Here is a 25411-nt window from a genome sequence, read left to right as displayed (position 1 = left end):
TTTCGGAATTTAATCTTGACGATGACCTACTCTCACATGGGGAAACCCCACACTACCATCGGCGATGCATCGTTTCACTGCTGAGTTCGGGATGGGATCAGGTGGTTCCAATGCTCTATGGTCGTCAAGAAATTCGGGTACTGAACCGTCTTTCGACGTTTCAGCAAATTGGGTATGTGATAGCTTTCGGTGTTTTGTGAGGTCTCGAACTTTCGGTTCGTTTCGTCTTCACACACCGCAATCTGATGCTCTTTCGAGTAGTCAAATTGCTTGGGTGTTATATGGTCAAGCCTCACGGGCAATTAGTATTGGTTAGCTCAACGCCTCACAGCGCTTACACACCCAACCTATCAACGTCGTAGTCTTCGACGGCCCTTCAGGGGACTCAAGGTCCCAGTGAGATCTCATCTTGAGGCTAGTTTCCCGCTTAGATGCTTTCAGCGGTTATCTATTCCGAACATAGCTACCCGGCAATGCCACTGGCGTGACAACCGGAACACCAGAGGTTCGTCCACTCCGGTCCTCTCGTACTAGGAGCAGCCCCTCTCAAATCTCAAACGTCCACGGCAGATAGGGACCGAACTGTCTCACGACGTTCTAAACCCAGCTCGCGTACCACTTTAAATGGCGAACAGCCATACCCTTGGGACCGGCTTCAGCCCCAGGATGTGATGAGCCGACATCGAGGTGCCAAACACCGCCGTCGATATGAACTCTTGGGCGGTATCAGCCTGTTATCCCCGGAGTACCTTTTATCCGTTGAGCGATGGCCCTTCCATACAGAACCACCGGATCACTAAGACCTACTTTCGTACCTGCTCGACGTGTCTGTCTCGCAGTCAAGCGCGCTTTTGCCTTTATACTCTACGACCGATTTCCGACCGGTCTGAGCGCACCTTCGTACTCCTCCGTTACTCTTTAGGAGGAGACCGCCCCAGTCAAACTACCCACCATACACTGTCCTCGATCCGGATAACGGACCTGAGTTAGAACCTCAAAGTTGCCAGGGTGGTATTTCAAGGTTGGCTCCACGCGAACTGGCGTCCACGCTTCAAAGCCTCCCACCTATCCTACACAAGCAAATTCAAAGTCCAGTGCAAAGCTATAGTAAAGGTTCACGGGGTCTTTCCGTCTAGCCGCGGATACACTGCATCTTCACAGCGATTTCAATTTCACTGAGTCTCGGGTGGAGACAGCGCCGCCATCGTTACGCCATTCGTGCAGGTCGGAACTTACCCGACAAGGAATTTCGCTACCTTAGGACCGTTATAGTTACGGCCGCCGTTTACCGGGGCTTCGATCAAGAGCTTCGCGTTAGCTAACCCCATCAATTAACCTTCCGGCACCGGGCAGGCGTCACACCCTATACGTCCACTTTCGTGTTTGCAGAGTGCTGTGTTTTTAATAAACAGTCGCAGCGGCCTGGTATCTTCGACCGGCATGGGCTTACGCAGTAAATGCTTCACCCTCACCGGCGCACCTTCTCCCGAAGTTACGGTGCCATTTTGCCTAGTTCCTTCACCCGAGTTCTCTCAAGCGCCTTGGTATTCTCTACCCAACCACCTGTGTCGGTTTGGGGTACGGTTCCTGGTTACCTGAAGCTTAGAAGCTTTTCTTGGAAGCATGGCATCAACCACTTCGTGTTCCAAAAGGAACACTCGTCATCAGCTCTCGGCCTTAGAATCCCGGATTTACCTAAGATCCCAGCCTACCACCTTAAACTTGGACAACCAACGCCAAGCTGGCCTAGCCTTCTCCGTCCCTCCATCGCAATAACCAGAAGTACAGGAATATTAACCTGTTTTCCATCGACTACGCTTTTCAGCCTCGCCTTAGGGACCGACTAACCCTGCGTCGATTAACGTTGCGCAGGAAACCTTGGTCTTTCGGCGTGGGTGTTTTTCACACCCATTGTCGTTACTCATGTCAGCATTCGCACTTCTGATACCTCCAGCAAGCTTCTCAACTCACCTTCACAGGCTTACAGAACGCTCCTCTACCGCATCACCTAAGTGATACCCGTAGCTTCGGTGTATGGTTTGAGCCCCGTTACATCTTCCGCGCAGGCCGACTCGACTAGTGAGCTATTACGCTTTCTTTAAAGGGTGGCTGCTTCTAAGCCAACCTCCTAGCTGTCTAAGCCTTCCCACATCGTTTCCCACTTAACCATAACTTTGGGACCTTAGCTGACGGTCTGGGTTGTTTCCCTTTTCACGACGGACGTTAGCACCCGCCGTGTGTCTCCCATGCTCGGCACTTGTAGGTATTCGGAGTTTGCATCGGTTTGGTAAGTCGGGATGACCCCCTAGCCGAAACAGTGCTCTACCCCCTACAGTGATACATGAGGCGCTACCTAAATAGCTTTCGAGGAGAACCAGCTATCTCCGAGCTTGATTAGCCTTTCACTCCGATCCACAGGTCATCCGCTAACTTTTCAACGGTAGTCGGTTCGGTCCTCCAGTTAGTGTTACCCAACCTTCAACCTGCCCATGGATAGATCGCCCGGTTTCGGGTCTATTCCCAGCGACTAGACGCCCTATTAAGACTCGCTTTCGCTACGCCTCCCCTATTCGGTTAAGCTCGCCACTGAAAATAAGTCGCTGACCCATTATACAAAAGGTACGCAGTCACCCAACAAAGTGGGCTCCCACTGCTTGTACGCATACGGTTTCAGGATCTATTTCACTCCCCTCTCCGGGGTTCTTTTCGCCTTTCCCTCACGGTACTAGTTCACTATCGGTCAGTCAGTAGTATTTAGCCTTGGAGGATGGTCCCCCCATATTCAGACAAAGTTTCTCGTGCTCCGTCCTACTCGATTTCATGACTAAGAGATTTTCGCGTACAGGGCTATCACCCACTATGGCCGCACTTTCCAGAGCGTTCCGCTAATCTCAAAGCCACTTAAGGGCTAGTCCCCGTTCGCTCGCCACTACTAAGGGAATCTCGGTTGATTTCTTTTCCTCAGGGTACTTAGATGTTTCAGTTCCCCTGGTTCGCTTCTTAAGCCTATGTATTCAGCTTAAGATACCTAACTTATGTTAGGTGGGTTCCCCCATTCAGACATCTCCGGATCAAAGTCTGTTTGCCGACTCCCCGAAGCTTTTCGCAGGCTACCACGTCTTTCATCGCCTCTGACTGCCAAGGCATCCACCGTATGCGCTTCTTCACTTGACCATATAACCCCAAGCAATCTGGTTATACTGTGAAGACGACATTCGCCGAAAATTCGATTCTTGCTCATAAAGAGCAACTCACAAATTTTACCTTAGCCTGATCCAACACCAGTGAAAGTGTTGTCCAGTCTATCTTTCTATCACATACCCAAATTTTTAAAGAACGATCTAATCAAAGACTAGAAATCAATATTCATCTGCGAATATTCATTTCTAAACTCTAACGAAAAAGACAACCATATGGATGCCTATCGCCTCTACAGTGAATCAAGCAATTCGTGTGGGAACTTATGGAGCAGCTGATGTCGTCGATTAAGGAGGTGATCCAGCCGCAGGTTCCCCTACGGCTACCTTGTTACGACTTCACCCCAGTCATGAATCACACCGTGGTAACCGTCCTCCCGAAGGTTAGACTAGCTACTTCTGGTGCAACCCACTCCCATGGTGTGACGGGCGGTGTGTACAAGGCCCGGGAACGTATTCACCGCGACATTCTGATTCGCGATTACTAGCGATTCCGACTTCACGCAGTCGAGTTGCAGACTGCGATCCGGACTACGATCGGTTTTCTGGGATTAGCTCCACCTCGCGGCTTGGCAACCCTCTGTACCGACCATTGTAGCACGTGTGTAGCCCAGGCCGTAAGGGCCATGATGACTTGACGTCATCCCCACCTTCCTCCGGTTTGTCACCGGCAGTCTCCTTAGAGTGCCCACCTTAACGTGCTGGTAACTAAGGACAAGGGTTGCGCTCGTTACGGGACTTAACCCAACATCTCACGACACGAGCTGACGACAGCCATGCAGCACCTGTCTCAATGTTCCCGAAGGCACCCATCCATCTCTGGAAAGTTCATTGGATGTCAAGGCCTGGTAAGGTTCTTCGCGTTGCTTCGAATTAAACCACATGCTCCACCGCTTGTGCGGGCCCCCGTCAATTCATTTGAGTTTTAACCTTGCGGCCGTACTCCCCAGGCGGTCAACTTAATGCGTTAGCTGCGCCACTAAGAGCTCAAGGCTCCCAACGGCTAGTTGACATCGTTTACGGCGTGGACTACCAGGGTATCTAATCCTGTTTGCTCCCCACGCTTTCGCACCTCAGTGTCAGTATCAGTCCAGGTGGTCGCCTTCGCCACTGGTGTTCCTTCCTATATCTACGCATTTCACCGCTACACAGGAAATTCCACCACCCTCTACCATACTCTAGCTTGTCAGTTTTGAATGCAGTTCCCAGGTTGAGCCCGGGGATTTCACATCCAACTTAACAAACCACCTACGCGCGCTTTACGCCCAGTAATTCCGATTAACGCTTGCACCCTCTGTATTACCGCGGCTGCTGGCACAGAGTTAGCCGGTGCTTATTCTGTCGGTAACGTCAAGACAGCAACGTATTAGGTAACTGCCCTTCCTCCCAACTTAAAGTGCTTTACAATCCGAAGACCTTCTTCACACACGCGGCATGGCTGGATCAGGCTTTCGCCCATTGTCCAATATTCCCCACTGCTGCCTCCCGTAGGAGTCTGGACCGTGTCTCAGTTCCAGTGTGACTGATCATCCTCTCAGACCAGTTACGGATCGTCGCCTTGGTGAGCCATTACCTCACCAACTAGCTAATCCGACCTAGGCTCATCTGATAGCGCAAGGCCCGAAGGTCCCCTGCTTTCTCCCGTAGGACGTATGCGGTATTAGCGTCCGTTTCCGAGCGTTATCCCCCACTACCAGGCAGATTCCTAGGCATTACTCACCCGTCCGCCGCTCTCAAGAGAAGCAAGCTTCTCTCTACCGCTCGACTTGCATGTGTTAGGCCTGCCGCCAGCGTTCAATCTGAGCCATGATCAAACTCTTCAGTTCAAACATCTTTGGGTTTTTAAGAAACCCTAAACTTGGCTCAGCAATCGTTGGTTACATCTTTGATTTCTCGCGGAGTAACTTGTGATGCTGATAATCTTTTTGACTATCAGTCTGACTCCACAAGCACCCACACGAATTGCTTGATTCAGTTGTTAAAGAGCGGTTGGTTAAGATCTTTCGTCTCAACCGAGGAGCGCACTCTACAGCACACTCTCTCAAACAGCAACCCTTAAAAGCGCCTGATTTCATTAACAAAATCAATTACTTAAGCTAAACCAGCAGCGAACTGCTCGTTAGCGGGAGGCGAATAATACAGGATTCAAATACGTGGTCAACCCCCCTCTAAAAATTCTTTTCCTTCCCAAAGAACCCAGGTACCACTATGGAAACTTCCAAGGTCAATACAAAGCATCAAGGCAGCAGAGAATCCAGACCACATCGTCACTGAAGCACCTCTTGTTTCGTGGACATTGACTAAGCGCTTTTTGAATAGATTCAAACCGACTGTGCTTTGCCGAAGGTACCCTGCCGCCTCGTCATCCCGTTGCAGAACGGTCCGACGGGTCATATTTCGCCTAGAAAACGATGGATTCGTTCATCCATCGAATGGGCCACGTTGAAGCAAATCCAGGGCACCACTCGCGCATCGGGCATGAACAACTGTCCTGGGGCAAGGAGGATTTTTTCATCCCTGGCGTGCATGGCCAGCGCTGTGGAGTCTTCGATCTTCGGATGCCGCGCCCAAAGGAACAGACCCGCATAGGGTTCGACAAATAGCTCCATGCCTACACTGCGCAAGCGCCGGCCGACGACCTCGTGAGCCTCAGCCAAACGGCTTTGCAGCTGTTTGACATGTTTACGATGGCGCCCTTGCAGCAACACTTCAAGGGTCAGCTCTTCAGTGATTTGCGAGGTTGTCAGGCCACTGACCAGTTTCAGCGGCAGCAACTCGTCGATCAGCTCGTGGCGGGCAGCGATGAAGCCCACTCGCAATGCCGGAGCAATGGTCTTGGAAAAGCTGGCGATGTAAATCACCCGCGACAGCTGATCCATCCCGGCCAGGGCCTGCTGCCCGCTCGGGTCCAGGTCGGCATAGATATCGTTTTCGACGATCAGAAAATCATGCTTCTGCGCCAATAGCAGCAAACGATGGGCGACCGCCAGCGACAGGCTGGTGCCGGTCGGGCATTGCAGGCGGGTGTTGGTGAAGAACACCTTGGGCTGGTGCTGCACGATCAATTGCTCAAGCTGTATCAGGTCGATGCCGTCACGGGTGCGCGGCACGCCCAGGAGCTTGGCGCCTTGCAAATGCAGGTTGAGAAACAGGTTGTGATAACCCGGTTCGTCTACCAGCACACTGTCGCCACGTTGCACCAGGTAACGCACCACCAGGTCCAGTGCATGGCTGGCGCCGCTGGTCAGGATGATTTGTTCGGGGTGGGCGGCAATCCGGCTGTCCGCCAGCTTCTCAGCCAGCTTGGCGCGCAGCTTCGCGCTGCCTTTGGCAATGCCGTAACCGGAGAAATCGCCGGGCGCGCTGCGAGCCAGGATCCGCAGGCTACGTTGCAGGCCATCGTCGTCCGTCCACTGTTCAGGCAACAGACCGACGCCTGGACGCACCTCTATACCCATTGGCTGGAAGACTCGTTGCAATAGCAGGTACGCGTCGAAGTCGAACTCGCTGTCTGGGTCGGCAGCCGCCGATGGCGCCTCGCACATAACGCTGTCAGCCAGTTCCCGCACGTAGAAACCCGCATTGGGTACCGCTTTCAACAAGCCCACTGCAACCAGCCGATCGTAGGCCTCGACCACGGTGAAGTGGCTGACCTTGTGAGATTGCGAGAGCTTGCGGATAGAGGGCAATTTACTGCCGGGGCGCAGCTGTTGCTGTTTGATCGCCAGGCTGATGCCAGCAACGATCTGGCCAACCAGTGGCGCCTGCGAACCAGGATCCAAGAACATCATAAAAACGTCCATTCAAGCAAAGTACGAGCAGGTAGGTGTACTGGTAAAAAGACCATAACAGTGATGCCGTTCAATGGCAGGTTCTGTGTCTGGTCGCCAGCAGGCTGCTGCGGCACGATCGGGTCATAGCCGATCGATTTATCGACAAAACATACCACGAACCAGGATCCGCCATGCACGATACACCCCAGCAAATCGACCGCAGCCAGATCTGCACAGAAGAGTGGAACACCCGGTGTGACCTGGCGGCACTCTATCGATTGCTCGCGCACTTTCGGATGACCGATCTGATCGACACGCACATTTCCGCCAGGGTCCCTGGCGAGGACGGGCACTTCCTGATCAACTGCTATGGGGTGCTGTTCCACGAAATGCGCGCCTCGGACCTGATCAAGATCGACCATGAGGGCAATGTCATCGACCCTTGGCGCGGCCCTGACAGTGTCAATCGTGCCGGCTTCAATATTCATTCGGCGATCCATGCGGCGCGCCCGGATATCGATTGTGTGGTGCACACCCATACCTCGGCGGGTATCGCCGTATCCGCGCAAGAGCAAGGGTTGTTACCGATCAGCCAGCATGCCCTGAAGTTCTACCGGCGCCTGGGATACCACGATTATGAAGGTATTTCCTTGAACCCCGATGAGCGCGCCCGGCTGGTGGCCGACCTGGGACCGCACATGGCGATGATCTTGCGCAACCACGGGCTGCTTGCTGCCGGCCGCTGCATCGCCGAAGCCTTCAATCAGATCTATTTCCTCGAGCGCGCTTGCCAGGCTCAGGTGCAGGCATTGGCTGGCGGACAAGCATTGCGCTTCCCGTCAGAGGCCGTATGCGAATTGACCGCACTACAGTCCGACGACGAGATCGACCAACAACTGCATCGACTTGCCTGGACCTCGGCGCTGCGTCTCATCGCCGGTGATCCCATGGATTACCGGAGCTAATGGGCGACAGCCGATCACAGCGAAAAGATTATCCATCCGTCCACATCTGCCAAAACCAACAATCATAGGGGTAGACATGAAAAGCAAAGCCATTGGAACCTTGTTGCTCGCCGCCATGGCGTCGAGTGCCATGGCCAACGAAATAACGGTGATTTCGTTCGGCGGCGTGAGCAAGGATGTGCAGTCGGAGGCATTCTACAAACCGTTTGAAAAAACCATCGGCAACAAACTGATAGCCGGCGAGTACAACGGTGAAATGGGTCGGATCAAGGTCATGGTCGACACCAACAGCGTCAATTGGGACGTGGTCCAGGTCGAGGCGCCGGAACTGATTCGCGGCTGCGAGGAAGGGATGTTTGAGCCTCTGGATGCTGCGCAGCTGGGCAAGAAGGAAGACTTCGTGCCAGGCACATTCTCGGAATGCGGTGCTGGCTTGCTGGTCTGGTCGATGGCAATGGCTTACAACAGCGAAAAACTCAGCGTTGCACCGACGGGCTGGAAGGATTTCTGGGATACACAGAAGTTTCCCGGCAAACGCAGCCTGCGCAAGGGCGCCAAGTATTCCCTGGAAATTGCCTTGATGGCCGATGGCGTGGACTATGCCGACGTCTACAAAGTACTCGGCACTAAAGAAGGTGTGGATCGCGCATTCAATAAACTGGATCAGATCAAACCCAGCCTTCAATGGTGGGAAGCGGGTGCGCAGCCCATGCAGTTCCTCGCCAGCGGTGATGTGGTCATGAGCACCGCATTTAATGGTCGAGTGTTCTCGGCCCAGGAATCGAAAGCCCCGGTACAAATCGTCTGGCAGGGCAGCATTTATGCCATCGACTCCTGGGCTATCCCCAAAGGCAGCAAGAACAAGGCCGTCGCAGAACAGTTCATCGGGTTTTCCTTGCGCCCGGAAAACCAGAAGATCCACACCGAAAAGCTCGGTTATGGTTCGACCAACCTGCACACCGCATCACTGCTTGAACCGGCCCTGGCAACCCGCCTGAACACCGCCCCCGCCAACCTGTCGCAGGCAATGCCTATGAACAGTGAGTTCTGGGTCGATCATGGTGAGGAGCTTGAACAGCGCTTCAATGCCTGGGTCGCCAAAACCAACTGACTCACCCACGGAGGCCAGCTCTGCTGGTCTTTTGTGAACATCGAATACTGTAGGAGCTTGCTCCTACAGCAGCATTACCCGCATCACGGGCCTCATAGGACCCTCTTCAGCAGCGATTTCCACCCGTAATCAGCATTCGTTTTTTCAGCTAAAAGAGAAACCCGGCCTTCTCCAGAACGGTTTTTTGACGCCTGAAAACAATGGTTGGCCACTAATTAGCTACCAGCTACGATCAAGGAACGGATGACATCGGTGGAGGGATCACTATGAGCAGCGTACCTAAGCACGGTTGGAAATGGGCCTACGAAAAACTGCGCGGGCTGCACTGCTCTCGCCGAACGGCCTTCTACAGAGCGACGCTCTATTCCATTCGGGGCGATACGGGATCGTTTTACGTTGACCGCAGCTGGGAGAAGGTCCGCCTTCGACGCTGATTGATGTGTTCGCTCATTTTTTTCAAGCAATAAATACCCACTCGGTGGCGGGTGCTGTTTTGTTTCCGGTCAAAAAACCTGCGCTTTTCGGCGCAGCAAATCGATGAACAAACCCAGCTCCCGACTGATGTGTTCGCCCTTGCGCAGCAGCAATCCGAACGGCGCCAGTTGCACGTCCAGCTCTACCGGGAGCGCCACCACCAGGCCCATTTTCAGGTAGTCGCGCAATGCGGTTTCCGAGAGCACCATGATCGCGTCGGTCAGTTGAATCAATTGCTGCATCGAGTACACCGAGCTGCATTCGATGATGTCCGCCGGCAACGGCAAGGCCAGGCGCTGCAAGGCCTGATCCAGGCCGATTCGCGCAGGGCTGGTTTCCGGTTGCAGGATCCAAGGCCAGCCGCTGACCAGTTCCGACAGTTCCAGTGTGTTGCGCCGGGCCAGGGGATGACCGGCGTGTACCACTACCAGCAGACGTTCGTTGCCCAGTTGTTCGAATTCGTAATGTTCGCTGTCGGTGGCGGCATTGCGCCGGGCGATGGCCAGATCGATGCGGCCCTGCTCCAGCAACTGGATCACCTGATCGCTGGTGTCGCCCATGATGCGAATTCGCAACTGCGGATTGAGCGCCTTGATTTCGGCAATCGAATCCATCACCAGGTCCGGCGCGGCGCCCATGATGGTGCCGATGGAAAGGTAACCGAAACCGCCCTGCTGCCTCGCGATCAGGTCTTCGGCGCAACGATCGAGGCCGCTGATGGCTGACTCGGCGAAACGGATCAACTCACTGCCCAGCGCTGTTGGCCGCATCCCGCGCGGCAGGCGCTCGAACAGATCGCAGCCGAACATGTCTTCAATCTCATGCAGCATGCGGGTTGCCGCCGGTTGCGACATGCTCAGGCTTTGTGAAGCGCGGTGCAGGTTCTGACTGCTGCTTAGCGCCACCAGCATGTGCAAATGCTTGTAGCGCAAGCGGTTGAGCAGGCTGCGGGAGATGGTCGGCGTGGTCATGTCAGGCCTTTTTTATCGATACCTTCAGGGTATCAGTTGTTAGCTAAATTCGATTTGTAACGCATTGATCTGCGGTCGTACAGTCTTTCCCATAAGAACAAATGCCTACCAAAGGAAAACTGCGATGAAGACTCTACCCGCGCCTCTGCTCGCCAAAATTTCCTGGCGGCTCCTGCCGTTTCTCCTGCTGATGTACATCATGGCCTTCCTCGACCGCGCCAACGTCGGGTTCGCCAAGCAAGCCTTTCAAGCCGACACCGGCATCAGTGACGCCGCCTTCGCCTTCGGCGCCGGAGTGTTCTTCGTCGGCTACGCGCTGCTCGAAGTGCCGAGCAACCTGATCCTGCATCGCGTCGGCGCCCGTCTGTGGATGTGCCGCATCATGGTCACCTGGGGCCTGGTCTCCGCCGCCATGGTCTTCGCCCACACCGAAACCAGCTTCTACGTCCTGCGCTTTCTGCTCGGCGTGGCCGAAGCCGGCTTCTTCCCCGGCGTGATTCTTTACCTCACCTACTGGTTCCCCAACGCGGTACGCGGCAAAGCCATGGGTTTCTTTTACTTCGGCGCCCCGCTGGCGTTCATCTTCGGCAGCCCGCTGTCCGGCCTGTTGCTGGAGCTGGACGGATTTGCCGGTGTCCACGGCTGGCAGTGGCTGTTCGCGGTCGAAGGCTTGATGGCCACGGCGGTGGGTGTCTGGGCCTATTGGTACCTGGACAATCGTCCGGCCGATGCCAAGTGGCTAACAGCTGAAGAACGCCAACAAGTGCAAGACCTGCTGGATCGCGAAGATAGCCACAAACAGAACCATGGCCGCAGCTTGCTCAATGTTCTGTGTCAGCCTTCGGTGCTGTACCTGTGCCTGATCTACCTGCTGATCCAGGCCAGCGTCTACGGCGTGGTGTTTTACCTGCCCACTCAGGTCGGCGGCTTGCTCGGCACCAAGGTCGGGCTGATGGTCGGACTGGTCACGGCCATTCCATGGATCTGCGCGATCGTCGCCGCCTACCTGATCCCCGGCTACAGCGACCGCACCGGCGAACGACGCCGCACTGCGTGCCTGACCTTGCTGATGTCGGCGGCCGGGATCGCCTGCTCAGTGACCTTCAGCAGTCCGTTCCTGGGCATCGTCGCCCTGTGCTTCGCCGCCTCCGGCTTCATCGCCGTGCAACCGGTGTTCTGGACCTTCCCCTCCAGCTACCTCGCCGGCAGCGCCGCGGCGGCCGGAATCGCCCTGATCAATTCGTTCGGTGCCCTCGGCGGCTTCATTGCCCCGGTGCTGAAGAACTGGGCCGAAGGCGCCTTCCATTCACCGGCCGCCGGTTTGTACCTGCTCGCCGCTACCACTGTCATCGCCGCGTTGCTGGTCCTGGGCATCCGCTCGCCCGTTCAGACCGCTTCAAAAAAACCGGCCACCGTTTAAAACCTGAGGAGTCACACCATGGGCATTCCAACCATTAAACACGTCCGCGCTTTCACTCTGCGCGGCGGCGGCGCGGATTATCACGATCAGGCCGACGGCCACTGGATCGACGATCACATTGCCACGCCGATGAGCAAATACCCCGAGTACCGCCAGAGCCGCCGCACCTTCGGCATCAACGTGCTCGGTACGCTGGTCGTGGAAATCGAAGCCAGCGACGGCACCGTCGGTTTTGCCGTGACCACCGGTGGCGAGCCTGCTGCCTACATCGTCGAGAAACACCTGGCGCGTTTCCTGGAAGGCGCCAAAGTCACCGACATCGAGCGCATCTGGGATCAGATGTACCAATCGACCCTGTACTACGGCCGCAAAGGCATCGTCATCAACACGATCTCCGGCGTCGACCTGGCCCTCTGGGACTTGCTCGGCAAAATCCGCCAGGAGCCTGTGCATCAACTGCTCGGCGGTGCGGTGCGCGACGAATTGCAGTTCTATGCCACCGGCGCCCGTCCGGACCTGGCGCAGAAAATGGGTTTCATCGGCGGCAAGATGCCGTTGCACCATGGCCCGGCCGAAGGTGAAGAAGGCCTGCGCAAGAACCTCGAAGAACTGGCGACCATGCGCGAGCGGGTCGGCCCGGACTTCTGGCTGATGCTCGATTGCTGGATGAGCCTGGACCTCAACTACGCCACCAAGCTGGCGGTCGGTGCTCACGAATATGGGTTGAAGTGGATCGAAGAGGCACTGCCGCCTGACGATTACTGGGGCTACGCGGCGCTGCGCAACAACGTGCCCAAAGGCATGTTGGTCACCACCGGCGAACACGAAGCGACCCGTTGGGGTTTCCGCATGCTGCTGGAGATGGGCTGCTGCGACATCATCCAGCCGGACGTCGGCTGGTGCGGCGGGATCACCGAACTGGTGAAGATTTCGGCGCTGGCCGACGCCCATAACGCGCTGGTCATTCCCCACGGTTCTTCGGTCTACAGCTATCACTTTGTCGCCACCCGGCATAACAGCCCGTTCGCCGAGTTCCTGATGATGGCGCCCAAAGCCGATGAAGTGGTGCCGATGTTCCACCCGCAACTGCTCGGCGAACCGGTGCCGGTGAACGGCCGCATGCGCCTGTCCGCACTCGACCAGCCAGGCTTCGGCGTGACCCTCAACCCGGAATGCCAACTGCATCGGCCGTATAACCGCTGAGAAAGGACCCCGTCATGAACATGCCGCACAACGCTTTCAAAGCCGCGCTGAACAACAGCGCAACCCAGTATGGAATCTGGGCCGGATTCGCCACCGGCTACGCCGCGGAGATCGTCGCCACCACCGGTTACGACTGGATGCTGATCGACGGCGAACATGCGCCGAACACCGTGCCCGGCGTGCTTGCCCAATTGCAGGCGGTGGCGCCCTACTCCACCGCGCCGGTGGTGCGTGCGGTGACAGGCGACGCCAACCTGATCAAGCAACTGCTGGACATCGGCGCGCAGACGCTGATGATCCCGATGGTCGAAACCGCCGAACAAGCCGCAGCACTGGTGCGCGCCATGCGCTACCCGCCGCACGGTATTCGCGGCGTCGGCGGCGGCCTGACCCGCGCCACGCGTTGGGACGCGGTGCCCGATTACCTCAACACCGCCCATGAGCAGTTGTGCCTGATCGTTCAGGTGGAATCGCGATTAGGTGTTGAAAACGTCGAAGCGATTGCCGCCGTCGAAGGCGTCGACGCGGTATTTATCGGGCCAGCGGATTTGTCCATCGGTCTTGGCCATGCCGGCAATCCAGGTCATCCCGAGGTTCAAGAGCGTATTCAACACGCGGTGAAAGCGACCCTCGCCGCCGGCAAGGCCTGCGGAATTCTCGCGCCCAACGAAGAAGACGCACGCCGCTATCAGAGCTGGGGCTGCCAGTTCATTGCGGTGGCCATCGACATCAGCCTGCTGCGCCAAGGCGCCACGGCCACCCTCGCTCGCTACCGCACACCGGCCACCGAGCAAGCGCCATCGCGCACCTACTGATCAGCCCAGGAGTCGTCCCAATGTCGTCCGTGCCTGTTTACGAAAACTTCATCAACGGCCAATTCGTGGCCAGCGCCGCCCATCTCGACGTGATCAACCCGGCCACCGGCGCCGTGCTGTCAAAGGTCCCGGCATCGACTGCCGAAGACGTCGACCATGCCCTCGCCGCCGCTCGGGGCGCGCAAAAAGACTGGTCGCGCAAACCGGCGATTGAACGCGCCGGGCATCTACGGCGGATCGCCGCCAAGCTGCGGGAAAACGTCGCCCATCTGGCGCGCACCATCACCCTGGAACAAGGCAAGGTCAGCGGCCTGGCCGAAGTCGAAGTCAATTTCACCGCCGACTACCTGGACTACATGGCCGAATGGGCCCGGCGCATAGAAGGCGAAATCATCACCAGCGACCGCCAGAACGAAAACATCTTTCTGTTGCGCAAACCGCTGGGCGTGGTCGCCGGGATTCTGCCGTGGAACTTCCCGTTCTTCCTGATCGCCCGCAAGATGGCCCCGGCGCTGCTGACCGGCAATACCATCGTGATCAAGCCCAGCGAAGAAACGCCAAACAACTGCTTCGAATTCGCCCGACTGGTAGCCGAAACCGACCTGCCGGCCGGCGTGTTCAACGTAGTCTGCGGCGATGGCCGAGTCGGTGCGGCACTGAGCGCACACAAGGGCGTGGACATGATCAGCTTCACCGGCAGTGTCGACACCGGATCGCGGATCATGGCCGCCGCTGCGCCGAACATCACCAAGCTCAATCTGGAACTGGGCGGCAAGGCACCCGCCATTGTGCTGGCGGATGCGGACCTGGAGCTGGCGGTGAAAGCCATCCGCGATTCGCGGATCATCAACAGTGGTCAAGTGTGCAATTGCGCCGAGCGGGTGTACGTCGAGCGTAAGGTCGCCGACCAGTTTATCGAGCGCATTGCAGCAGCGATGAGTGCTACCCGCTACGGCGATCCGATCGCCCAACCGGACATCGAGATGGGGCCGCTGATCAACCGTCAGGGTCTGGACAGCGTCAACCGTAAAGTCCGCACCGCGTTGAACCAGGGCGCGAGTCTGATCAGTGGCGGGCAGATTGCCGACCTGCCCAACGGCTTTCACTTCCAGCCCACGGTGCTGGCCGGTTGCCGCGCCGACATGGAGATCATGCGCGAAGAAATTTTCGGCCCGGTGCTGCCGATCCAGATCATCGATGACCTCGACGAAGCCATCGCCCTGGCCAACGACTGCGACTATGGCCTGACATCGTCGATCTACACCCGCGACCTGAGCAAAACCCTGCAAGCGATGCGCGAGCTGGATTTTGGCGAAACCTACGTCAATCGCGAGAACTTTGAAGCCATGCAGGGGTTCCACGCCGGTGTGCGCAAGTCAGGCATCGGCGGTGCGGATGGCAAGCACGGGCTGTACGAATACACCCATACCCATGCGGTGTATCTGCAAGGCTGAGCCACGCTTTGAGGTCACCGACCTGCTGACTGAAGCATGTCAGCAGGTCGAGTGTGGATATCATCGTTCTCCGCGTGTGCCTCCATGACTGTGCTGCCCACCGATGCGAGCTTTCTCTGCCTTATCGGTGGCCACATTGGCCTTTGGTTCGCCTTTGCGCCCCGCCTCTTTGACTTTTTGAGGGTCGTCGGAAAAGCCGTGATGCGTTTCTTGTCGTTTGGTCATGGCCAATCTCCTGGACAAAAAAATAGTCACCTTCATTGGATCGACACCCTGAACCTTCGTCCCGTTGACACGACCAACGGAGCTGGCCCGCCGCCTGCAGGCGCGAAGATACCAAGTGAAGGTCACCCGGCCCGAAACTTACGTAACGCCAAACTCAACTCAATGGTGTCGAAAGGCATGCGGGGGGAAGAAATCATGATTTTTATTCAGCGCTTCGCAAGCTGGCTGCTTGTCAGATCAATTACCTGAATGAAGGATCGGCCATGGATCTCATATTTCTTGGTACTTCATCAGGAGTCCCTACCCGAAATCGAAATGTGAGTGGCACCGCTCTCATCGAGTCTTCAGGCAAGGGCTGGTATCTGGTGGATTGCGGTGAAGCCACCCAGCATCAACTGCTACGCACACCGTTGTCGTTGAATAACCTTCGCGGGTGCTTCATAACGCATGTCCACGGTGATCATTGCTTCGGCTTACCCGGCCTGCTGGCCACTGCCGGCATGTCGGGGCGCCTGGAACCGCTCGATATCGTTTTGCCGGTGGCGCTACATGACTGGGTACGCCTCAGCCTGAGCGTCAGCAGGACCTGCCTGCCCTTTGAGTTACGTTTGCATGCGACCGAAACCTTGAATGGCTGGCGCAATGGCCATGTTCAGGTCGACACCGTTGCCCTGTCTCATCGTGTTCCCTGTCATGGCTATATATTTGCCGAATCAAATCCTGAGCCGCGACTGGATGTGCAACGCCTGGAGGCCGAGGGCGTTCCTCGCGGCCCGCTTTGGGGTGAGTTGGCGCATGGACGTGAGATTGAGCACGCCGGACGTCTATTGCGTGCGGAGCACTATTTACGCCCGGCGCGACCCGGTCAACGCATCATCATCTGTGGCGACAACGACACCCCCGAACTGCTGGCCAAGGTGGTTCCAGGTGTGGATGTGCTCGTGCACGAGGCAACCTTCTGCAAGTCATTGATCGATCGCACTCGCGAGAGTTACGGACACAGCAGTGCCGCCGCCGTGGCGCGTTTCGCCGAGTCGGCACGTATTCCAAATCTGGTGCTTACCCACTTCAGTGCACGCTATCAATCCAATCCCGAACACAGCCCGTTCATTGGCGATATCCGCGAGGAAGCATCGGCCTGTTTCACCGGCCAGTTGATCCTGGCGCAGGATCTGCAACGCTACCATCTCGATCGGGAGGGTCGTCTTCAAGTCGTCATGGAACGCTTGTCGCAATAGTGCTCACTTTTTGAGAATCAGCAGAAATCCGGCTGCAGAACATGGCCGGTACACGCCAGGCCCTGGCGGAGTTGATGGGCAGTTTGCGGTTGTGCGCTTGGCGTCCAAGCGGACCATGCACAAACGACAGGGTTCTCCTAAGCTTTCAATACCCAGTTCGTCCCCAACAGGAACCCATGCCGTGAGCAAAAAAAGAACCAACAATCAGCTCATTGTCGTCCCGCCGCGTAAAACAACTCAGGCCAAGGCCACCAGGAAGGAATCGCTGTTTGCACGATTGGCGCGCCTGGCAAAAAACAGCGCCCGGGTCGTCTCGGCCAGTGCTGAACTGACCACCCAACTGGCTTCCATCGGCGTTGGCACTTCACAGATTGAACCGGAGAAGTCCGATCGGCGTTTCAACCACCCGGCCTGGCGCGAACACCCCGGTTACCGCCGCCTGGGTCAGGCCTATCTGGCGTGGTCACGCAGTGTCAATGGCCTGGCCGATCGACTCGACACACCGGATTGGCGTACCAGGGAGCAATTGCGCTTTGCCCTTGATCTATGGACCAGTGCCGCCGCACCGACCAATACCCTGCTGGGTAATCCGGCGGCGTTGCAAAAAGCCTTCGATTCGGGCGGAACCAGTCTGCTGCGAGGGAGCAAAAACTGGCTCCACGACGTGCTGCATAATCGCGGCATGCCCACTCAGGTGGACGCCAGCGGCTTTAAAGTCGGCGAGAACCTGGCGGTCACCCCCGGCTCGGTGGTGTATCGCTGTGAGGTGTTCGAGCTGATCGAGTATCACCCGGTTACCGCCACGGTGCGTGAGCGCCCGGTGCTGCTGGTGCCGCCGATGATCGGCAAGTACTACTTCCTCGACATGGCGCCGGGACGCAGCTTTATCGAATACGCGGTCAGTCGCGGCTTGCACTTCTTCACGATCAGTTGGCGCAACCCGAATCCCGAACACGCCGCATGGAATCTCGACACCTACGCCGCCGCCGTGCTTGAAGCGCTGGAGGTGGTGCGCGAGATTGCCGATGGCGCCGAAGTGAATGCCCATGGTTTCTGTGCCGGTGGCCTCATTCTCAGCGCGGCCCTGAACCACAGTGTGGCCCAGGGTAAGTGCCCGGTGAACGCCGCGTCCTTTGGTGTGATGTTATTGGACTTCGAGTATCCAATGTCCCTCGCCGCGTATTCGCCAGCCCCCTTGCTGAAGTTGGTTCGTCAGCGATCCGCCAAGTCCGGCGTGATGAGTTCGCGCGATATGGCCGCGGCTTTTGCCTGGTTGCGTCCTAACGACCTGGTGTGGAATTACTGGCACAACAATTACCTGATGGGCGAGTCGCCACCGGCGATCGATGTGATGGCCTGGAATGCCGATGGCACTCGCATGCCAGCGGCGCTGCACAGTCAGTTTCTCGATGTTTTCAGCGACAACGCCCTGGTCGACGGACCGTTGACGGTGCTCGGCTCACCCTTCGAGGCAGGCGCTATCGACTGCGACAGCTATTTCATGGCGGCAGAGGGGGACCATGTGACGCCCTGGAAAGGCTGTTACCAGTCGGCCCAGCTATTTGGTGGCGAGCGCAGTTTCGTGCTCAGCAACGCGGGGCATATCGCCAGCCTGGTCAATCCACCGAGCAACCCCAAGGCGCGCCACTTGACCGGCCCGGCTCCGACCCTGGACGCAGACGACTGGTTGGCGCAGGCCAGTGAGCACTCCGGCACCTGGTGGACACATTGGGCTGACTGGGTGACCGAACGCGCTGGAGCAGAACGCTCGGCACCGACAATGGCTGGGCGCAAACGCCATGGTGAACTGGAACCCGCTCCTGGCCGCTACATCCATGAGTGAGAAAGCGCGGGTGATGCAAAAACGACGCTGTTTCAGGTTTAAGTCGCCGCTGAAAAATACGCCGCAGGTTCAACAATAAACTCTGATCGCGGCAGGACTGGCAGGTCATGTCATTCCTGCCGCGACCCGACAGTCGGCATGGCAATCGAGCACGGAGCGAGATGCCACCGCTGTGCCTGCCGGTATCGCTGGGCGGATGAACCGTTTTTTCTGATTCCAGAGTTCGACGAGCAAGACGTGGCACCGATGGACAGGAAAACGTCACCTTCAAACACTTCCGCACGGCCCGTCGATACCGAACAATCTGCTTTCCTGCAGCACAAAAAAATAAGTAGAAATCAGCGCCCAACCGACGGCATATCATTTGTTTGGGTACAAGGAGAGACGAGACCCATGAGCACCCCGCTCCGCATCAACGAAGCACTTTTGATTGCCGGCCACGCATTCGAACCTTTTCAATGCATCGCCTGGGCTCCGCAAGACGGTAATGGCGAACTGAGCCTGACCGTCATCGACCGGGCCAGCACGCGTATTTGTCGCAAACAGATTCCAAGCAGTGCCTATTCCGACCCGGCGCAGCTGGAAAGCCTGCTGGAAGAGGTGCGCGCCGAGTTGAACCAGGAAGGCTACACGCTGCAATCCTGGACAATGCCAGGGTAAGAGGCTGCGGCCCCCCCACCTTACCCCGACACGCCAGATTGCGCGTTGTCATCGCCCTCCCCTTAAATGATGCGCCCGACCTGGAGCGCTTTTACGACTGAGCGACTCAGCCGGCCACCCGCTGGCCGGGCAACGGATAAAGCGCATCATCGAACTGCGACAAGCGCGGAAACTCGATGGGTTGGTCGTCGGCGATGTGTTCCAGGCGTTGCTGATAGCCACGCAGGAAGTCCTTGCGCGCGTCGTCGCTGATGTACGGTACATGCCAGGCCACGAACGGCTCCAGCACCTCGAATCCGACATACGCCAGGGTGCCGCGCAGGATCGGCCGTAGCATGTCTTCCAGCGGGCCGTGAATCGCGCCCTCGCCAAACATGTGCTCACGTCCGCCCAGGGTCACCGTCACCAGCGCCTTCTTGCCGCTGAGCCCGCCCTGGTCGTAGAAGCGCTTGCCGCCGTAGCAGACGCCCGATACCAGTACCCGGTCGATCCAGCCCTTGAGTATCGCCGGCGTCGAGAACCAGAAAATCGGAAAGTTGAGGATCAGCAGGTCGGCCCACAGCAGCTTGTCCAGTTCTTGCTGGATATCCGCCGCCAGCGACTGGCTTTTAACGCCCAGACGCTGCTCCAGGGCATAGACCAGATAGTCCGGATTCTCCCGTGAGGAGAAGTCCTCGGCGCTGGCCACCGGGTTCCAGTTCATCGCATACAGGTCACTGACCTGCACTTCATGCCCTTGGGCCTTCAAGGTGTCTACCGCTTGATCGCGCAGGGCGGCGGTGAAAGAGTTTGGTTCGGGATGGGCGTGGACAATCAGTACTTTCATGGTAATTCCTTAGACGATTTCAAGCTTGGAAGGCGTTGGTTGGCCAGCGCGCTGGGCGAGCAGGTGATCCAGCCAGTCCGGGTCCATTTCCGGTTCGGATGAAAACAACAGGCCGGTGTAGTCCTGATGCGGCGGGGTGAAGATCGCGCTGCGGGAGCCGTGGTCGACCACCCGCCCGCGCTGCATCACCACCACTTCATCGGCAATCGCTCGCACGGTGGCGACATCGTGGGTAATGAACAGATAAGCGACGCCGAGCTGCTGCTGGATTCGATTGAGTAACTTCAGAACCCCCTCGGCCACCAGTTGATCGAGTGCCGAGGTCACTTCGTCGCAAATGATCAACTGCGGATCGGCCGCCAGCGCCCGGGCAATGCAGATGCGTTGCTTCTGCCCACCGGACAACTCACGGGGCTGGCGCTCCATGAACGTCGCCGGATCCAGCTCGATCATTTCCAGCAACTCGGCGACCCGCGTGCGCAGGGCCTTGCCCTTCAGGCCGAGGTAAAACGTCAGCGGTCGACCGATGATGTCGACGATCCGCTGCCGGGGATTCAAGGCGGTGTCCGGGATCTGGTAGATCATCTGGACCCGTCGCAACTGCTCCTTGCTGCGCTGACGGAAGTCCGCCGGCAGGGGTTCGCCGCCATACAGCACCTGACCGGAAGTCGGTGGCAGCAGGCCGGTAATCAACCGCGCCGTCGAACTCTTGCCACTGCCGGACTCACCAATCACGGCCAGCGTCTGGCCGCGATACAGGCTCAGCGAGACATCGTGCAGCACCGGCTGATGACCGTAGCTGGCGCAGGCCTGGCGCAGTTCCAGCAATGGCACTTCCTGTTGCGGGCACGGCTTGGGTTCGGTGCGAAAGCTGCGCACCGCCCACAGTGACTTGGTGTAGTCCTCCTGGGGGTCGCGGAGCATTGTGCGGGTCTCGGCTTCCTCCACCAGCTTGCCGTGGCGCAGCACCATGATGCGGTCGGCCATTTGCGCGACGACGGCCAGGTCATGGCTGATATAAATCGCCGCACTGCCGAATTGCGCCACCGCGTCGCGAATTGCCGCCAGCACTTCGATCTGGGTGGTGACGTCGAGGGCCGTGGTCGGTTCGTCGAAGATGATCAGGTCCGGATGGCAGGCCATGGCCATGGCGGTCATCACCCGTTGCAGTTGCCCGCCCGACACCTGATGCGGATAACGTTGACCGATCTGCTCGGGATTCGGCAGGCGCAACACGCGGTACAACTCCACCGCTTCGGCTTCGGCCTGAGCGCGGCTGATGCCACCATTGTTGACCGCCGTTTCCACGTGTTGATCGATCAGCCGATGCGCCGGGTTGAACGATGCCGCGGCACTTTGCGCCACGTAGGCGATGCGCAGGCCACGCAGTTTGCGCAGGGTGTCGGGCTTGGCCTGCAACAGTTCCATACCGTCGAAGCGCACCGAGCCGCCCGTAATCCTGCAGCCGTCACGGGCATAGCCCATGGCTGCCAGGCCCAGGGTCGACTTGCCGGCACCCGACTCGCCGATCAGGCCCAGCACCTCGCCGCGTTGCAGGGTCAGGTCGATGCCTTTGATCAGCGGATGCCAGGCGTCTTCGTAATGACCTTCGATATGCAGGTCACGGATTTCCAGCAGCGGCTGGTCGTTGTTGCAAGAGGGTTGGTGCATGTTCAGCACTCCTTGAGGCCGCTGGATTTGTGCAGCATCCAGTCGACGACGAAGTTGACGCTTACCGTAATCAACGCCACCGCCAGAGCCGGCAGCAGCGGGCTGATGTCGCCGAAGGTGATCAGCACCGCGTTGTCCCGGACCATACTGCCCCAGTCGGCAGTCGGTGGCTGAATGCCCAGGCCGAGGAATGACAGCGCACTGATAAACAGAAAGACGAAACAGAAACGCAGGCCGAATTCGGCAATCAGCGGCGCGGCGGCGTTGGGCAACACTTCGCGGGTCACCAGCCACCACAAGCCTTCGCCCCGCAGCCGCGCCGCCTCGACGAAGTCCTGGACCACCACGTTCATCGCCACCGCCCGTGACAGACGAAACACCCGGGTGGCATCCAGCAGCGCGATCACCAACACCAGGGAGGTGGCCGTGGTGCCGACCACACTGAGAATCAGCAAGGCGAAGATCAGTTGCGGAATGGCCATCAGGATGTCGACGACTCGCGACAACCCTTGATCGACCCCACCGCCCTTGATCGCCGCGATCAAACCGCAAAAGCCACCGAGCAGGAACGCCAGCACCGTGGTGAGAAAGGCGATACCCAGGGTGTTGCGGGCGCCATACACCAGTCGGCTGAACATGTCGCGACCGAGGTTATCGGTGCCCAGCAGGAACTGCCCGCTCCAGGGCGCAAAGCCCTCGCCGACCACTTCGGTTTCGCCATAGGGCGCCAGTACCGGAGCGCACAGCGCCACCAGGATGTACACAACGATGACCAGAATCCCGAACTTCGCACTCAGCGGTGCCCGGGCCAGTTCTTTTAGCAGGCTCATGTTCTACCCCTTCGGATGCATCAGGCGTGGATTGCTGGCGATGGACAGCACATCGGCCGTGGTATTGAGCAGGATGTAGGTCGCGGCAAAGATCAGGCTGCAGGCCTGGACCACCGGAATGTCGCGTTTGGCCACCGAGTCCACCAGCAACTGGCCAAGACCCGGGTAGACGAACACCACCTCGACCACCACCACGCCAACCACCAGGTAGGCGAGGTTCAATGCCACCACGTTGACGATCGGTGCCAGCGCGTTGGGCAAGGCATGCCGGAAGATAATCCGCGACTGACTGATACCCTTGAGCCGGGCCATTTCGATATAGGGGCTGGCAAGCAGGTTGATCAAGGATGCGCGCGTCATGCGCATCATTTGCGCGATCACCACCAGGCTCAGGGTCGCCACCGGCAGCACCGAGCGTTCCAGCATCGCGGCGAAGGACGCATCCGGCGCCAGATTGGAGATGCTTGGAAACCAGCCGAGCTTCACCGAAAACAGCAGAATCAACAGGTAGGCGACGAAGAATTCCGGGAACGACACCGCACTCAGTGCCGAGGTGTTGAGCAGGCGGTCGAACCAGCTATTGCGATACAAGGCCGCAAGCATCCCCAGTACCAGCGCCAACGGCACCGACACCAATGCCGCCAATGCCGCCAGACTGAGCGTGTTGCCCAACCGCGTGCCGATCAGCTCGGCGATCGGCCGCTGGTTGGCCAGCGAGACCCCGAGGTCACCTTGCAGCAGCTGCCAGATCCACTGCACGAAGCGGGTCAATGGCGGCAAGTCCAGCCCCAGCTGGGCACGGAAGGCCGCCACGGTTTCGGCCGTCGCCGACTGTCCGAGCATGGCCTGGGCGATATCGCCCGGCAGCATGCCGACCGCCAGAAAAATAATCACCGACACCGCAAACAGCGACAACAGGCCCAGGGCCAGGCGCTGCAACAGCAGCTTGAAAATACTATTCACCGCAGAATCCTCCGGGATGGCACAGGGATCGCCGACTTGCGCGCAGGTCGGCCATCAACGATCAGATGCTCAGGCTTGCCACCAGCGCTCGATGACCCGCAGACCGTCCAGTTCGCCGTACGGCGCGGTGAGTTCGCCATGACTGACGCGTTTCGAGCGGGCGGCCACGGAGCTGGCGAACAACGGCACAATCGCCCCGCCATCGTCGCGGCACAGCGCCTGCATTTCGTTGTACATCTCGCGGCGCAGCGGGTCGTTCATCTCGCCGCGGGCGGCGTTCAGCAACTGGTTGAAGCGCCCGTTGTCCCAGTGGGTTTCGTTCCAGGCAGCGCCTTTGGCGTAACCGATGCTGAACATACGGTCGGCGGTCAGGCTGCTGTACCAGAACGAGGTGGTGAAGGGTTGCTTCATCCAGACGTTGGAGAAGAAGCCGTCCGCCGGCTCGCGCACCACATCGATATCGATCCCCGCCTGGCGCGCCTGCTCCTTGAACAACACCGAGGCGTCCACCGCGCCGGTATAAGCCGCGTCGGACGCTTGCAGGCGCACCTTGAGCGATTCGACGCCGGCCTTGCGCAGGTGGAAACGCGCCTTGTCCGGGTCATAGCTGCGCTGCTCCAGCGCGGTATTGATGAAGCGGCTGCCGGGCTGGATCGGATGATCGTTACCGACCAGACCATAGCCGTGCAGTATCGAGGCCAACAGGGTTTCACGGTTGATGGCGTACTTCATCGCCAGGCGGATGTCGTTATTCTTGAAATCCTGGCTGTCGCACAGCATCGGGAAGGTGTAGTGCTGCGCGCCCTTGGTTTCTTCGATCACCATGTTCGGATTGCGCTTGAGCAGCGCCACGGTTTTCAGGTCGACCTTGTTGATCACATCGACCTGCCCGGTCACCAGCGCATTGATCCGCGCCGCGCCGTCGGCAATGCCGATCAACTCGGCGCTGGCGAAATGCGCCCGGCCTGGTTTCCAGTAATCGGGGCTGCGTTCCAGTGCCATGCGCACGCCCGGATCGAATGCCTTGAGGCGATAACCGCCGGTGCCTGCCCCCGCTTGCCAGTCGGCAACGCCGTCCTTGCTCGGCATGATCACCAAGTGGTAATCGGCCACCACATAGGAGAAGTCGGCGTTACCCGAATGCAATTCGAAGACCACCGCATCGGTGCCCTGTGCGCGCACTTGGGCGACATCTCCGAGAACAGTCTTGGCCGCCGAAGTGGATTTCTCGCCCAGGTGGTGATTGATCGACGCCACGACGTCTTCGACGGTCAGGCTCTTGCCGTTGTGGAAGGTCACGCCCTGGCGCAGTTTGAAGGTCCAGATCCGCGCATCCGGCGACGATTCCCAGCGCTCGGCGAGCTCGGGAATTGCGGTGCCGTCCACGGCAATTTCGGTCAGGGTGTTGTACACCGCCGAGAAGCCGACAAAGGTGAACGTATCGCTCCAGGAGCCCGGGTCCAGCGAATCGGTGGTGCTGCCACCCGCCAGGCCAAGGCGCAGCACGCCGCCCGGCTTGGGCGAAGCTTGCTGGGCATAAGCCCCGAACGGCAGGCCCATGGAAAACGCAGCGGCCACCAGGCCGGCGGCGGCGCTGCCTTTGAGGAAATCCCGACGAGGAAGATTGCAGTCATGGATTGCTTGAGTAATCTTGTTTTTGTTATCGCTCATTGCATTTGCCCCTGATTAGTCGCAGAGAAAATGATTCGAAGGTGTACCGAAGCTGCTAGTATTCATAATTGTTACCGTAACAAATACATTAGTGATTTCAC

Annotated in this window: 17 protein-coding genes and 3 rRNA genes; 9 read left to right on the top strand and 11 right to left on the bottom strand. The window is 58.2% G+C overall.

Translation table 11 applies throughout. The features are described from left to right. Positions 1-13: 13 nt before the first annotated feature. The 4 genes from rrf to ACA067_RS10625 all read right to left on the bottom strand — a co-directional run bounded on the left by rrf (position 14) and on the right by ACA067_RS10625 (position 6988). Positions 14-129 (bottom strand): 5S ribosomal RNA (gene rrf / locus ACA067_RS10640). Positions 130-281: 152 nt separating this feature from the next. Beyond that, a 23S ribosomal RNA gene (locus ACA067_RS10635) occupies positions 282-3174 on the bottom strand. Between the two features lie 312 nt (positions 3175-3486). Further along, a 16S ribosomal RNA gene (locus ACA067_RS10630) occupies positions 3487-5023 on the bottom strand. Together the 16S, 23S and 5S rRNA genes form the textbook arrangement of a ribosomal RNA operon. Positions 5024-5587: 564 nt before the next feature. Continuing rightward, positions 5588-6988 (bottom strand): aminotransferase-like domain-containing protein, encoded by a 1401-nt coding sequence (locus ACA067_RS10625; RefSeq protein WP_497461700.1) that lies wholly within the window; start codon positions 6986-6988, stop codon positions 5588-5590. Positions 6989-7161: 173 nt separating this feature from the next. Here ACA067_RS10625 and ACA067_RS10620 point away from each other — a divergent pair, with 173 nt between their 5' ends. Beyond that, the gene (locus ACA067_RS10620) at positions 7162-7935 is read left to right on the top strand and encodes a class II aldolase/adducin family protein (protein WP_497461699.1); all 774 of its coding nucleotides are present in this window, start codon (positions 7162-7164) and stop codon (positions 7933-7935) included. A gap of 76 nt (positions 7936-8011) precedes the next feature. Further along, a complete protein-coding gene (locus ACA067_RS10615) occupies positions 8012-9046 on the top strand; it encodes an ABC transporter substrate-binding protein (protein WP_497461698.1) in 1035 nt (344 codons plus the stop codon). A 503-nt stretch (positions 9047-9549) separates the two neighbouring features. Here ACA067_RS10615 and ACA067_RS10610 read toward each other — a convergent pair. Further along, complete coding sequence (locus tag ACA067_RS10610) at positions 9550-10491, bottom strand: LysR family transcriptional regulator (RefSeq protein ID WP_497461697.1); 942 nt, start codon at positions 10489-10491, stop codon at positions 9550-9552. 124 nt (positions 10492-10615) lie between these two features. Between ACA067_RS10610 and ACA067_RS10605 the strand changes: the two genes are divergently transcribed. The 4 genes from ACA067_RS10605 to aldA are packed head-to-tail and all read left to right on the top strand — an operon-like array spanning position 10616 to position 15383. Beyond that, positions 10616-11911, top strand: coding sequence for an MFS transporter (locus ACA067_RS10605; protein WP_497461696.1), 1296 nt, complete (start codon positions 10616-10618; stop codon positions 11909-11911). A gap of 18 nt (positions 11912-11929) precedes the next feature. Then, positions 11930-13114, top strand: coding sequence for an L-rhamnonate dehydratase (rhmD, locus tag ACA067_RS10600; protein ID WP_150799084.1), 1185 nt, complete (start codon positions 11930-11932; stop codon positions 13112-13114). Between the two features lie 14 nt (positions 13115-13128). Beyond that, positions 13129-13929: an aldolase/citrate lyase family protein gene (locus ACA067_RS10595; RefSeq protein ID WP_497461695.1), complete on the top strand. Its 801-nt coding sequence runs from the start codon at positions 13129-13131 to the stop codon at positions 13927-13929. 20 nt (positions 13930-13949) lie between these two features. Beyond that, the gene (aldA, locus tag ACA067_RS10590) at positions 13950-15383 is read left to right on the top strand and encodes an aldehyde dehydrogenase (protein WP_497461694.1); all 1434 of its coding nucleotides are present in this window, start codon (positions 13950-13952) and stop codon (positions 15381-15383) included. 60 nt (positions 15384-15443) lie between these two features. Here the strand turns inward: aldA and ACA067_RS10585 are convergent, their stop codons facing one another. After that, positions 15444-15608: a KGG domain-containing protein gene (locus ACA067_RS10585; RefSeq protein WP_497461693.1), complete on the bottom strand. Its 165-nt coding sequence runs from the start codon at positions 15606-15608 to the stop codon at positions 15444-15446. Positions 15609-15871: 263 nt separating this feature from the next. Between ACA067_RS10585 and ACA067_RS10580 the strand changes: the two genes are divergently transcribed. The 3 genes from ACA067_RS10580 to ACA067_RS10570 all read left to right on the top strand — a co-directional run bounded on the left by ACA067_RS10580 (position 15872) and on the right by ACA067_RS10570 (position 19349). Next, positions 15872-16846 carry a ribonuclease Z gene (locus ACA067_RS10580; protein ID WP_497461692.1) on the top strand — a complete coding sequence of 325 codons (975 nt, stop codon included), beginning with the start codon at positions 15872-15874 and terminating at the stop codon, positions 16844-16846. A 181-nt stretch (positions 16847-17027) separates the two neighbouring features. Continuing rightward, on the top strand, positions 17028-18689 hold the full coding sequence (locus tag ACA067_RS10575; RefSeq protein WP_497461691.1) for a PHA/PHB synthase family protein: 1662 nt from the start codon (positions 17028-17030) through the stop codon (positions 18687-18689). 393 nt (positions 18690-19082) lie between these two features. Continuing rightward, positions 19083-19349 carry a DUF1652 domain-containing protein gene (locus ACA067_RS10570; protein ID WP_497461690.1) on the top strand — a complete coding sequence of 89 codons (267 nt, stop codon included), beginning with the start codon at positions 19083-19085 and terminating at the stop codon, positions 19347-19349. A 106-nt stretch (positions 19350-19455) separates the two neighbouring features. Here the strand turns inward: ACA067_RS10570 and ACA067_RS10565 are convergent, their stop codons facing one another. The 5 genes from ACA067_RS10565 to ACA067_RS10545 all read right to left on the bottom strand — a co-directional run bounded on the left by ACA067_RS10565 (position 19456) and on the right by ACA067_RS10545 (position 25310). Next, entirely contained in the window at positions 19456-20175 is a 720-nt protein-coding gene (locus ACA067_RS10565) for an NAD(P)H-dependent oxidoreductase (protein WP_497461689.1), read from the bottom strand. 9 nt (positions 20176-20184) lie between these two features. Then, positions 20185-21846, bottom strand: coding sequence for an ABC transporter ATP-binding protein (locus ACA067_RS10560; protein WP_497461688.1), 1662 nt, complete (start codon positions 21844-21846; stop codon positions 20185-20187). Between the two features lie 2 nt (positions 21847-21848). Further along, positions 21849-22676 carry an ABC transporter permease gene (locus ACA067_RS10555; RefSeq protein WP_497461687.1) on the bottom strand — a complete coding sequence of 276 codons (828 nt, stop codon included), beginning with the start codon at positions 22674-22676 and terminating at the stop codon, positions 21849-21851. Between the two features lie 3 nt (positions 22677-22679). After that, positions 22680-23639 carry an ABC transporter permease gene (locus tag ACA067_RS10550; protein WP_497461686.1) on the bottom strand — a complete coding sequence of 320 codons (960 nt, stop codon included), beginning with the start codon at positions 23637-23639 and terminating at the stop codon, positions 22680-22682. Positions 23640-23708: 69 nt separating this feature from the next. Next, positions 23709-25310, bottom strand: coding sequence for an ABC transporter substrate-binding protein (locus ACA067_RS10545; protein ID WP_497461685.1), 1602 nt, complete (start codon positions 25308-25310; stop codon positions 23709-23711). Positions 25311-25411: the final 101 nt, after the last annotated feature.

This window comes from Pseudomonas sp. LBUM1674 (genome assembly GCF_059695635.1).
The sequence above is the reverse complement of the archived record's forward strand: the minus strand, read 5'-3'. Positions and strand labels throughout refer to the sequence as shown.